General features: G+C 55.3%; 7 protein-coding genes and 2 tRNA genes. 5 read left to right on the top strand and 4 right to left on the bottom strand.

The window, feature by feature from the left end; genetic code table 11:
• Positions 1 to 6 precede the first annotated feature (6 nt).
• From fdnG to HFN16_RS09540, 4 genes are all read right to left on the bottom strand, one after another.
• Entirely contained in the window at positions 7 to 3,063 is a 3,057-nt protein-coding gene (fdnG, locus tag HFN16_RS09555) for a formate dehydrogenase-N subunit alpha (protein ID WP_168890533.1), read from the bottom strand.
• 1,458 nt (positions 3,064 to 4,521) lie between these two features.
• A tRNA-Asp gene (locus HFN16_RS09550) sits at positions 4,522 to 4,598 on the bottom strand.
• 45 nt (positions 4,599 to 4,643) lie between these two features.
• Positions 4,644 to 4,719, bottom strand: a tRNA-Val gene (locus HFN16_RS09545).
• Between the two features lie 191 nt (positions 4,720 to 4,910).
• Positions 4,911 to 6,194: an RsmB/NOP family class I SAM-dependent RNA methyltransferase gene (locus HFN16_RS09540; protein ID WP_168890532.1), complete on the bottom strand. Its 1,284-nt coding sequence runs from the start codon at positions 6,192 to 6,194 to the stop codon at positions 4,911 to 4,913.
• Positions 6,195 to 6,338: 144 nt separating this feature from the next.
• Here HFN16_RS09540 and HFN16_RS09535 point away from each other — a divergent pair, with 144 nt between their 5' ends.
• The 5 genes from HFN16_RS09535 to bioA all read left to right on the top strand — a co-directional run bounded on the left by HFN16_RS09535 (position 6,339) and on the right by bioA (position 12,942).
• On the top strand, positions 6,339 to 8,006 hold the full coding sequence (locus HFN16_RS09535; RefSeq protein ID WP_168890531.1) for a VCBS repeat-containing protein: 1,668 nt from the start codon (positions 6,339 to 6,341) through the stop codon (positions 8,004 to 8,006).
• A gap of 65 nt (positions 8,007 to 8,071) precedes the next feature.
• Entirely contained in the window at positions 8,072 to 9,088 is a 1,017-nt protein-coding gene (locus HFN16_RS09530) for a TRAP transporter substrate-binding protein (RefSeq protein WP_168890530.1), read from the top strand.
• Positions 9,089 to 9,143: 55 nt separating this feature from the next.
• Positions 9,144 to 9,632: a TRAP transporter small permease gene (locus HFN16_RS09525; protein WP_168890529.1), complete on the top strand. Its 489-nt coding sequence runs from the start codon at positions 9,144 to 9,146 to the stop codon at positions 9,630 to 9,632.
• Positions 9,632 to 10,936, top strand: coding sequence for a TRAP transporter large permease (locus tag HFN16_RS09520; RefSeq protein WP_168890528.1), 1,305 nt, complete (start codon positions 9,632 to 9,634; stop codon positions 10,934 to 10,936). Before HFN16_RS09525 ends, HFN16_RS09520 begins: the two co-directional genes overlap by 1 nt.
• On the top strand, positions 10,933 to 12,942 hold the full coding sequence (bioA, locus tag HFN16_RS09515) for an adenosylmethionine--8-amino-7-oxononanoate transaminase (protein WP_348771043.1): 2,010 nt from the start codon (positions 10,933 to 10,935) through the stop codon (positions 12,940 to 12,942). The genes HFN16_RS09520 and bioA overlap by 4 nt, the downstream gene beginning before the upstream one ends.
• The last annotated feature ends 4 nt before the right edge of the window (positions 12,943 to 12,946 follow it).

Here is a 12,946-nt window from a genome sequence, read left to right as displayed (position 1 = left end):
TTCTCCTTACATCTTGCGGACGTTGGCCACAAAGACCTTGGTTTCTGGGATGCCGGTATTGGGATCACCCACCGACGGGGTCAGCAGGTTGGCGGAATCTCCACCACTGCCGTCATGAGGCATCTGCCAACCGAAGCACCACGGCAGACCAATCTGGTATATGGTCTTGCCCATGACTTTGAGCGGATGCATCCGCTTGGTCACGATGGCGACGGCCCAAAGCTCGCCGCGAATGGACTCGACCATGACTTTTTCGCCATTCTCGATACCTTTCTCCAAGGCCAGCTCTTCGCTCATTTCCACAAACATCTGCGGCATGGTTTCCAGCAGCCAAGGAGTGTGACGCGTCATCAAGCCTGTTTGCCAATGTTCGGTCACACGGTAGGTCGTGGCCACATACGGGAACTTGGGATCGGCCACTGCCAGAGCCTCGTGCGCAAAACGCAACGCCGTTGGATTGTTGAGCTGATCCGAAAGTTCGTGCGCCTTGAAAGGAGTCTCCATAGGCTCGTAATGCTCTGGGAAGGGACCATCCTGACGCCCCGGGCCGAAGATATGCCCGTGTCCTTGTGGCTTCATGATAAAGGCATACTTGGTGCCGGGGGCCCAGCCGCCATCAGGCACGTCGCCGATCCACTTCTCACCATTCCAGGAGACGACCGGTTTCTGGGGTGCGTAAGGCTTACCCGTGTTATCGCAGGATGCTCTGTTGTAAATGATCCGTCGGTTTACCGGCCAGCACCACGACCAATTCGAGAACAAGCCAATTTTTTCCTGTTCCGGAGTCTGGGCAGGATTCCTGCGAGCGGCCATGTTGCCCTTGTCGGTGTAAGAGTTGCAGTAGAGCCAGTTGCCAGAACAAGTTGACCCGTCATCTTGGAGCAAAGCGAAACTTGGCACCTGAGTACCCTTTTTGTAAGTCTTGCCCTTGATGATGACATCTTTGAGGAAGTAACCGTTGATTAACTTGGCCACCTGATGAGAGTCGAACTCGCCGTGGGATTTCCACTTGTCCACGGAGAGATTTTCAATTGGAGCGGAGAACGCTCCTCCTTCCTTGGAGTATAGTTCACGGATGGAGTCGAAGAGCTCGGTCAGTATATGACCGTCGGTCTTGGACTCTCCCCTGGGAACCGGTCCCTGGTAACGCCACTGCATCCAGCGACCGGAGTTGGTGATTGATCCTTCTTTTTCTATGGATACGGCGCAAGGCAGGAAAAAGACCTCGGTCTTAATCTTCTTTGGGTCCATACCCGGACCACGCCAGAAGGAACCAGTCTCGTTATCGAAGATATTTACGTTGACCATCCAGTCCAGGTTGGTCATCGCTTCACGATTCTTATTGGCATTTGCGCCGCCACATGCGGGATTCATACCCCAAGCAAAGAATCCGGAAAACTCATTCTTATGCATGGCCTCAAACAGCTGAAGCCAAGTGTAGGTCTTGCCGTCTTCAGCTTTTGGCAACCATGCATAGGCATCTTCAAGAGACGCATCTGGATACATGGCCTTAAGGAAACTCGCCATGTATTTGGGATAGTATTGCCACCAGGCTGCACTCTTAGGATCTTTTGCCCCTTCCAGATGTGGCTTGGCCTTGGTATCAACGTACTTCTTGTAGTTGTCGAGCGCCGCGTTTGGTGTTGCCAAATATCCCGGCAGGATATGCCACAACAGACAATGGTCGGTAGAACCTTGAACGTTCGACTCGCCGCGCAGAGCATTAACTCCACCACCAGCAACGCCGATGTTACCCAGCAGTAACTGGACCATGGCCATGGTACGGATGTACTGTACGCCGACGGTGTGCTGGGTCCATCCCATGGCGTACATGATTGTACCCGCCTTGTCTGGCTGACCAGTGGCAGAATAGAGCTTGTAGAATTCAAGCAATCCATCGCGGTCGATGCCGGAAATGCTGACGACCTTGTCCACGTTGTAGCGACTGTAATGTTCCTTGAGCAAGTTGTAGACACAACGGGGGTGTTTGAGGGTCTTGTCTTTCTTGGGCAGCCCCTTTTCATCCTCTTCAAAGGCCCATTGAGACTTGTCATAGGAGCCGACGTAGTCAGCCTCAACAGAGTTCTTATGGTAGCCGCTAAACAAACCATCCTCAAACGAGAACTTATCGCTGACGATAAAGGACGCATTAGTGTGACTGACCACGTAATCCTTCTGGATCAGATCGTTGTCCAGAATGTACTTGATCAGACCTCCAAGCACGGCAATATCAGTACCGGCGCGAAGCTGGCAATAAAGGTCTGCCTTGGAAGAAGTACGAGTAAAACGCGGGTCCACGCTAATCAGCTTGGCCCCTTTGTTCATGGCCTTTGTCACCCACTTGAATGAGATAGGGTGGTTCTCCGCCGCGTTACTGCCCATGACGAGTATACAGTCACTGTTGGCTATATCGTTCCAGTGATTAGTCATGGCACCGCGACCGAAGCTCTCGGCCAGAGCCGCAACAGTAGAACTGTGACAGATGCGGGCCTGATGCTCGACGTAGACCAAACCGAGGGCACGGAGCATAGCTTGGTAAGTCCAGCACTCCTCGTTATCGATGGCCGCTGAACCAACGGATGCCAATCCGTTGCACCGGTTTACCACCTGTCCCTTAGAGTTTTTCTCGGTAAAGCTGGCGTCACGCGTCTTCTTGACGCGCTTTGCGATTTCGCCAAGAGCCCACTCCCAGGAAACCTCTTTCCATTCCGAAGAATACGGTGCGCGATACAAGGGACGTTTTGGCCGTTCATCATTTTCAGCCAACTGCCAGATGGAAGCGCCCTTGGCGCAAGTGGCCCCTTCGTTTATTGGATGGTCAGGGTCACCTTCGACATTGATGGCCCGCTTGGTTTTCAGGTCAGTATTGACGATCAGACCGCATCCCACCGCACAGTATGGGCAAATGCTGGTGGTCTGCTTACTCCATTTGGGAGCCAACGCAGCAGCGTGGTCAGGAAGTCCTCCCATTTTCGCGACGCATCCGAACCCAAGCCCGCCAAATGCCGTGGATGCGGCAGTAGCTGCAGCGAGTTGAAGAAAGTTTCTTCTGTTGAATTTCATACCTACTCCTTTGATTTGTTAATCATCCGGCTCTCGTTTTCCGTCCCAATCGACATTGAAGTTCATAGCCATACACCCCCACGAACTGAGGAGTCGGGCGCACAATGGCGGAAATGACCTCCCAGCAAACAGATAGGCTTTCAGCTACGACCTTGATCGTTTCCGTGGCATGTCCGAGCCCAGAAAACGGCATACAGACATCCGTTGGAACGGATGACGGTGTGTTACGAGTTGACACAAACATCAATTCCTCCATTAACAGTATGGCTAATCCCGCAACTACGGGTTGCTCTCAGGACAAGAGAGAAGTGTCGCCCTTTCGGGCGGCTGAAGTTGAGAACGAAGCGTTCCCAATGAGAAAGGGAAGTAGAAAAGGCGTTAGAAATCGACCAACCACGCAACCAGCGTTGCGCTTGGCTTGAGGGTGCTCCCGGGAGCAGGGATCGAAGGGAACCATGCCTGGTACCCATACGGCCCCCTTCAGAGTCGTCGGGCCCAAAGCCCTGGCCCAACGAGATGTATATGATGAATTTTGTGCATTCGCTCCCTCTGCATATACTGTCCGGAAAGAATTGCGCCCAGCGGTTGCAAGCAGCGCCCTCGCATCTAGAACACACTCCTGATGCGTACCAGCCATTCAGCCGGTTTTCCGAATCATTATGAACCTAAGCAAAGGGAAACAACCAAGCAATTCATTCACACAATGCAATGATTTCACACAATTATGCTACTATAGACATAATAGATTATCTGTATAGAGAATCTCAATAAAACCAACTTTCAGTGAGTCTAATAGCCGCGCTTTTCTTCTCTGCCGACATATCTGAATCTCCCACACTTGAGGGCTTTCCTGAAACCAATCCATTTTGGCCGTTCCGAAATTCCCTGAGCTGAGACAAAACAGATACGTCCCACCGGAGAAGGATTTCTGGAAGGTCTGCGAAAAGACAGAAGGACAGAATAGACTCCTCCTCACCTTCCTGCATACGGCAGTGAGGCGCGGAGAGTTATACAGACTTCTATGGAAGGATGTAGACTTTGCAGGCAAACGCATTCGGTTTGGCACCAAGAAGAGACAGGACGGCTGAATGAATGGGTCTTTGTACAGCCCTCAGGCCGCTCCAAGAATAAGCCTTACACAGAGAACCGAGGATTCCCTCAAAAGCTCTGTAGAAGGCTGGAGTGATGGCTTTTGGGCGCCATGCGATCCTACACATGACAGCATCTATTCTAGCAAACAACAACGTGCCCATGATCGCTATCCAGCAAATCCTGAGGCACAAGAAACTCGCGACTACCGAGAGGTCTGTTCGCGGCATGGAACCAATCAGGCCCCACCTTCAAATTCTGGAAGGAGGCTTGAATAAAGGGCCCACTAGCGGGCCCACCAAGCAGACAGATGACGCTAGACCAAAGAAAAAGCCCTTACACGATTGTGTAAGGGCTTGATCTTTCTAGTGGCGGAGCCGACGAGACTCGAACTCGCGGCCTCCGGCGTGACAGGCCGGCGTTATAACCAGCTTAACTACGGCTCCGCACTATAATAATGGGGTGTTAAGCGATCCCCAATATTTCAAAGATGGTGGGCGCTACAGGGCTCGAACCTGTGACCCTCGGCTTGTAAGGCCGATGCTCTCCCAACTGAGCTAAGCGCCCGCAGGAAGAGGATGTTTATCCCGACCCGCCGTGGGTGTCAACTCTTTTTCAACTTTATTTCGCTGCGTTGACAGGCGGTTGCGTCGGTGAACTCATCCGCGTTCAGCGAAGGGGATACTGCCCACGAGTCCTGTTTTTGTCAACGGATTTTTGCAAAAAAATCTCATTTTCTAACACGCTGAAATTGCAGCCTATTTTGAAGACATCATCAGGCGACGCCCCTTTCGAGAGAGCCAACCGAGAGGAAGCCCGCGGTAGAACAGCCCGACAGGCCCTTTTCCGGGCTTGAAACTAAGGCTTTGCCCAGACAACATCTGCTCGATGGGCAGAGGCTCTTCCACGTCAAGGACATCCGGACCGCCCTTAAGCCCCGGCTCAGACAACAACACCTTGGCCGCCCCGTCAGGCAGGAACTTGGCTCTTTCCCCACGCCCGACCAGTTTGCCAAGCAGTGCACCCTGCCAACGCAATGATGCGGGCACTCGCTCAACAGCCTCGTCGTGCAGGAAAAAGACTTTGCCGCCGAAATCATAGACCTCGCCCGGCGGCAAATTATCGAGATTCATCTGTTTGCCGCCCTCGACCTTACGAAGATCAATGCGCTGCCCCGGCAGTGCTCTTTTTTGCACTTCCTCGCTGCTTTCTGCGCATTCTGTATCTTTTTTACGGAAACGAGCGAGGAAAAAGCCCTGCCCGTCGGAATCTTCTGCCACCCGAAGCACACCATCCATGCCGGGCAGAAGCGGGTCGCCAAACACAAACCCCTTCGGCTCGGCAAGCGGCACCAACTCTAGACCGAGCTCTTCCACGGCCCAGGCCACCTGCTCCTCATTCTCCTCGATATTGGTGGTGCAGGTGGAGAAAAGAACGCTGCCTCCGGGAGACAGCATAGCTTCAGCCTTGGTCAGGAGCGCCTTTTGCAACGTGACGAGAGGCCCTGTCTTGGATTCGGACCACAGCTCCATGACCTTGGGGTTCTTATCCACGGTTCCCCAGCCGCTGCACGGAGGATCAAGCTGGATGTAGTCCCAGGAGCAATCCGGGAAGGGAAGCTTCTGAGCCTCCACCTTGGCGGTTGCGGCATTGACCGAGCCTGTACGGCGCAGATTAGCACGCAAGGTGCCGAGCCGGTCTGCCGACGGCTCAGAGGCAAAGACAAAACCATCACGCCCCACAAGACGGGAGAGGAGGCTTGTCTTGCTGCCGGGAGCCGAGCACATGTCGAGCACGGCACTTCCTTTGGGCGGAGCAAGAAGAAGCGGCGGCAGCATGGAGGAACGATCCTGGATATATATCAACCCAAAGCGGGCAGCCAGGCTCTCTCCCAAAGGAAACGGTTCGTGAGTGAGCTTACGAGCCATTGCGTAGAACGGCTCGGGTTCAAAGGAAAAACCCTGCGCTTTGAGCAGGTCTTCCACGATGGTCGTGTCCGCTTTATCGCAGACCAACCGGAATGTGCGAAATTCGTTTGGCATTGGGAACCAATAACGTCATACCGGGGGTGAGGCAACCGCAGACTATCTTTGCATACCGGAAAGGAAACTGTTACAAGACCTTCCCGCGCGATGCTTTCGAGCATTAAGAGATAAAACCGAAAAACAACTGATTCGGAGGAATATATGTTTCAGCGACGTTTAACCGTCATCCTCACCGCCACCCTGGCCCTCATGCTGATGGCCGGCACGGCCATGGCTCAAGGAGCCAAGAAATATGCTGTAACGCCGTTTGAATATAACGGCCCGAAGAAATTTTCTTACTTTCCCAAAGCATTTCAGGCCAGCCTGAATAGCGATCTGGAATGGCCCGGCCACGCCGAATCCGCTCCTGATTCCCTTGTAGAAGAGCTCAAGGCCCCCACAAGTCAGGGTGAGGCCATCAACACCATGCGAGCCTCCGGACTTGATTACATCGTCACCGGCACCATCGCGATCTTGGACAAGGAAGCCACGCTCAGCATGAAGGCCTACGGCGTGGACGGCAGTTCCTGGACCCAAAAAGGGCAGATGGGCATCGATGAAATCACTCCGTGGCTGGATGAGCAGTCCAAGGCCATCATGGGTGAAGTATTCCATCGTCCCGGCTACAGCACCACCGACCAAGAGGTCAAGGCAGAGAAAACAAAGGACATCGTTCAGACTGGGCCCACCAACCCTCAGTTCATCCAGGCAGAAGAGCGCGAGTTCTCGGCAGCTTCCCTGAATCCCCAGTTCCGTTATGAGGGTGGTACAGGTAGTGTTGGCCGTTGGCGCAGCCAAACTCTTCGTTTCAACTCCAGCAATATGGTCGTGGGTGATGTCAACGGTGATGGTAAGAATGAAGTCGTTCTACTCACCAACGTCGGCATTTCTGTTTATGTGTTTGAGAACGGAAAGCTCAAGCACCTCGACAACCTTGAAGTGGCACCGAAGACCCAATTCCTCCGTGCAGAGTTGATGGATTTAGATGGTGACAACATTCCAGAAATCATTGTCGGATCTATCCAAACCTATTCGCGCAAGAAACTTCTGGCCCCTGAAATCACAGTTAAATCACACATCCTGTCTTTCAAGAAAGGCAAGTTGGAATACCTGCTTAAAAACTACCGCAAGTTCTTGGGAGTTCTTCGAACTCCCCCAACCTACTCGCCTGTGCTCGTGGTTCAGGACAAAGGTGAGCCCCAGGTATTCACTAACAAAATCAACGAAGCGATTTTCAAGAATGGTGACATAACCAAAGGACCTGCCATTCCCCGCCCTGAATATGCCAACATATACAACATGACGTATTTGCCCGATGGATTCGGCTACAAAGTCATAGTGTTGGATGATTACCATCGAATCAAAGTCTACGATCAGACTCTGGAGAAACTTTCTTCTTCTGATGTGGACCGATACAACAGTTCCGGTATCGGAGTTGAATACAGTGAACGTTTGGCCGGCATGGGGCCTGGCATGGGTGACGGCAAGATTGCCACCTACAATGTCCCGTTCCGCATGATCACTGCTCCTCTGAGCAAAAAGAACCAATATGAGCTGCTGGTCAACAAAGACCTGTCTATTGCTGCTCAGGTTTTTGAACGCTTCACCTACTTCTCACAGGGTGAAATTCACTCCCTTGCCTGGGATGGCGTGGGCATGAACCTCGCCTGGAAGACCCGCCGCATCAAGGGGCAGGTGTCCGATGTTGCGCTGGCCGACATCAACAACGATGGCAAAGATCAGTTGGTCGTGTTGCTCAACACCTTCCCGGGTGGCATGGGCTTCACTAACCGCAAAACTGTAGTTCTTGCTTACGACCTGAATATGTAATCAGTAGGCGGGCGGTCATGAGAGAGACCGCCCGCCTTTTATTTTTATCTTAAGGAGAGAGAGTCATGAAACGATTGCTGAGCATGATTGCCGCTGCAGCGGTAATCACTGGCCTGCTGGCCTCTGTGGCCATGGCTGGCACCATGCTGACCTACGCCAACTTCCCGCCTGCAACCACCTTCCCCTGTGTCCAGATGGAACACTGGAAAGGTGAAGTGGAAAAGCGCACCGGCGGCGACGTCATGGTGCAGACCTTCCCCGGCTCTACCCTGCTGGGCGCCAAGAACATGCTTCGCGGCGTACAGACCGGCCAGGCAGACATCGGCTGCATTTCCACTGCATACTACCCCGGCGTGTTCCCGGTCATCTCGGCCCTGAACCTGCCCGTGGCCTTCACTTCCACCGAAGTGGCCAGCATGGTCATGTGGGATATCTTCCAGAAGTACCAGCCCAAGGAATTCGATAAGGTCAAGGTTCTGACCATGTTCACCTCGGCTCCGTCTCAGGTCATGAGCAAGAAGCCGGTGAAGACTCTGGCCGACCTTAATGGCTTGGAACTGCGCGCTTCCGGCTCCATCCTGAAGATTCTCGCCAACCTTGGTGCACAGGGCGTGGGCATGCCCATGTCTCAGACTCCTGAAGCACTGCAGAAGGGCGTGGTCAAAGGCCTCGTTTCTTCCTACGACGTGCTCAAGGACATGAATTTCGCCGAAATCTGCCGCTATGAAACCGTCACCAACCTGCCGGTCTATCCCTTCGCCATCATCATGAACAAGGCCAAGTGGGACTCCCTGCCCGCCGACACCAAGAAAGTGCTGGACGAGTTGGGTCGCGAGCAGGCCCAGTGGACCGGCAAGTACCTGGACGACTACACCAGCGAAGCGCTTCAGTGGTCCAAGGACAAATATCAGGTGGAAGTCTTCACCCTGACCGACGCCGAGCACGCCGAGATCAAAGCCAAGGGAGCCGAACTGGTTGACGCCTGGAAAGAAGGCGTAACCAAAGCCGGTTTGGATGCCGACGCTGTCCTGGCCGACATGATGGCCCTGAAGCAGAAGTACGAAGCCGAACTCGGCAAGTAACCTCCGACGACACAACGCCCTCTGTCGTCTTGGCAGGGGGCGTTCTCCTATTTCTATGATAGATGCACTCGACAAATTGAGCGAGCTCGTCGCCAAAGTGCTGACCGCACTGGCCGGGCTGTTCCTCGTAGCCATGATGGTGCTGGCATGCGCCAACGTGGTGCTGCGGGCGGTATGGGCCCCGATTCAAGGCACCTTCGAACTCATGGGATTCATGGGTGCGGTGGTCGCCGCCTTTTCACTGGCATTTGCCCAGCGGCGCAAGAGCCACATCGCTGTAGGCATCCTGCTGGGCCGTTTCCCGGCCATCATACGTCGACTGGCCGACGCTGGCACCAGTCTGCTCTCCTGCGGTTTCTTCGCCCTCTGCGGCATGGAAACATACAAGTGGGCAGCTTTCCTCGTACAGACCGGGGAACTCTCCGAGACGCTCCAGATTGTGTATCATCCCTTTGTGTTCGCTGCTGCGGCCGGGTGTTTTGCCCTGTCTTTCGTGCTGCTGGTGGACACCCTCAAAACTATGACCGCTGAGAAGGTGCAGTAATGGATCCGATCACCGCCGGTATCGTCGGCACCCTGCTGCTGCTCACCGCCATCTTTTTCCTGCGCATCCCCGTGGGGTTCGCCATGGCCATCATCGGCTTTGGCGGGTTCGCCTATGTCCTCAACTGGAGTGCGGCCACGGGCATGCTGGGCACCGAACTGTGGAACGTCTTTTCCAAGTACGGTCTGACCGTCATTCCCCTCTTCATTCTCATGGGGCAGATCTGTTTCTACTCCGGGGTCAACGAGCGGCTGTACAAATCCGCGTACGCCTGGATGGGCGAAATCCGTGGCGGCATCGCCATGACCACCATTCTGGCCTGCGCCGGATTCTCCGCCATCTGCGGTTCCAACTCAGCCACGGCTGCCACCATGTCCACGGTGGCCCTGCCCGAGATGAAAAAGTTCAAGTACAACCCGATCCTGTCCACCGGTTCGGTGGCTGCGGGTGCGACCCTCGGCGTCATCATCCCGCCCTCGGTTGTACTGATCATCATCGGCCTGCAGACCAGCCAGTCCATTGCCCAGCTCTTCATGGGCGGCATGGTCCCGGGCATCCTGCTGACCACCTTGTTCATGGGAACCATCTGGTACCTGTGCAAACGCCACCCCGACTGGGGTCCGGCCGGTCCCAAGACCACCTTCAAGGAAAAGCTCGCATCCCTGCCCGGCTCCATTGAAATGATCATCCTGTTCATACTTGTCATGGGCGGCCTGTTCCTCGGCCTGTTCACCCCCACTGAAGCGGGTGCCACTGGCGCGGCATTGGCTCTGCTCATCGCCACAGTGTCCGGCAAGATGACCATCAAGAAATTCTGGTTGGCGGTAAACGACTCCCTCAAGATTTCCTGCATGATCATGGTCATCATCTTCGGCGCGGTCATTTTCGGCCGTTTCCTCGCCATCACACGCTTGCCTTTCGAGGCCGCCGGGTTTGTGGCCGGACTACCGATTCCGCCCATGGTCATCATCGCGGTCATCTGTCTCATCTACGTGGTAGGCGGTATGGTCATGGATGCGCTGGCGCTCCTGCTGGTGACCATTCCCATCTTTTTCCCGGTGGTCACGGCCATGGGTTATGATCCGCTGTGGTTCGGCGTGCTCATTACCGTCGTTACCACCCTCGGAGCCATTACGCCGCCTGTGGGCGTCAACACCTTTATCGTGGCATCCATGGCCAAGGACGTTCCCATGACCGATGTATTCAAGGGCGTCTCCTACTTCATGGTCGCGTACTGTATCTGTGTTGCCATCCTCATGGCATTCCCCAGTCTGGTCACCTTTGTCCCGAGCCTGATGCGATGATGCGCGGCTTCTTCATAACCGGCACTGACACCGGCGTAGGCAAGACCAGAGTCACAGCGGCTCTCCTCCGAGCCATGCTCGATGCGGGCAAAAAGGCCCTCGCCATCAAAGCGGTCCAGACCGGCTGCCTCGAAACCGAGGAAGGCCTGTGTGCCGAAGACGTGGATGTATACGCCCGCTTCACACGTGACCATTTCCCGGACGGCTATCCCGATGCCTGCTGCAAAAAATTCGTCCCGGCCTGCTCGCCGCATCTGGCGGCCAAGCTGGCAAACGATGTCATCGATCTGGACGAGCTGGTGAAGGGGATTCGTTCCAAGGGAGACGGCTACGACGTGGCACTGGTGGAAGGTGCCGGCGGCGCAGCTGTGCCACTCAATGACACTGAGACCTCACTGGACCTGATGCAACGCCTCGGCCTACCGGTCATCATCGTGGCCGACAACAAGCTGGGCATGATCAACCACACCCTCATGACTGTGGAGATGGTGCGCAACCGTGGCCTGAAAGTGGCGGGCGTGGTCATTAACAACACCACACGTCCCGACGAGGAAGACGAATTTCTGCGGGAGGACAACGTCAAGACCATCACCGAGCATGGTGACGTTCCCATTTTGGCAGACATCCAGTTTCTTGGCGACCAGACCTACCCCAAGCATCGACTGCTCAACCGCATGGTGCGCGCTCTGGAATCCCTGTGCACCGGCCCGGTGGCCTCATCCGATGACATTGATTTCGACCGCGACCATCTGTGGCACCCATACACTTCAGCCACCAACCCGTTGGTTACCACCAAGGTCAAATCCGCCCATGGCACCCGACTGGTGCTGGAGGACGGCACCGAATTGATGGACGGCATGGCCTCTTGGTGGTGCGCCATTCACGGCTACAACCACCCGGAACTCAACCGGACTGCGCGGGAACAGATCGGACGCATGTCCCACGTCATGTTCGGCGGCCTGACGCACGATCCTGCCGTAGAGCTGGGCCGCAGTCTTATCGGCATGGCTCCGGATGGGCTGGATCACTGTTTCCTTGCTGACTCCGGTTCCGTGAGCGTGGAGGTGGCCATCAAGATGGCCCTGCAATACATGCAGACCTCCGGCCAGACCGAGCGTACCCGACTCTTCACCGTACGCGGCGGCTACCACGGCGACACTTGTGGCTGCATGTCCGTGTGCGACCCCGACGGCGGCATGCATCATCTTTTCTCAGGGCTCCTGCCCAAGCAAATTTTCGCGCCGCGGCCGACCTGCCGCTTTGACGCAGAGTATGATCCGGCGAGCCTTGAAGAGGCACGAGCCGTCTTCGAGCAACACGCCCATGAGATTGCCGCCATCATCATCGAGCCCATCGTACAGGGCGCTGGCGGGATGTGGTTTTATCACCCCGAATATCTGCACGGTCTGCGCGAGTTGGCCGACGAGCACGGCGTACTCCTGATACTGGACGAGATCGCCACGGGCTTCGGCCGCACTGGCAAGCTGTTCGCCTGCCAATGGGCAGATATCGTCCCGGACATCATGTGCGTAGGCAAGGCGCTCTCCGGCGGTTACATGACGCTGGCAGCCACCCTCGCCACGGACAAGGTGGCGCGCACCATCTCCGCTGACGGCGGCGTACTCATGCACGGCCCGACATTCATGGGCAACCCGCTGGCATGCGCCGTAGCCAAGACCAGTCTTGATCTGCTCAACCGCAACGAGTGGCAAGAACAGGTCTCAAACATCGAAGGGTGGCTAGACGAGAGCCTGTCACCCTGTCGAGAATTGGCAGACGTCAGCGATGTTCGCGTCCTCGGCGCCATCGGCGTGGTTGAACTGACTGATCCGAGCAACATGCCGAAGCTCCAGGAGTTCTTCATTGAGCAAGGCGTATGGATTCGCCCGTTCGGGAAGCTTCTCTATGTAATGCCACCCTATATTGTCAGCCGCGACGACGTTGCGAAGCTCGGCAACGCCATATACCACGCCATTCAGTCAGGACACCATCTCGAAGTGCAATAGCTTG

The sequence above is a fragment of the Pseudodesulfovibrio sp. zrk46 genome, assembly GCF_012516435.1.
Lineage (GTDB): Bacteria > Desulfobacterota > Desulfovibrionia > Desulfovibrionales > Desulfovibrionaceae > Pseudodesulfovibrio.
The sequence above is the reverse complement of the archived record's forward strand: the minus strand, read 5'-3'. Positions and strand labels throughout refer to the sequence as shown.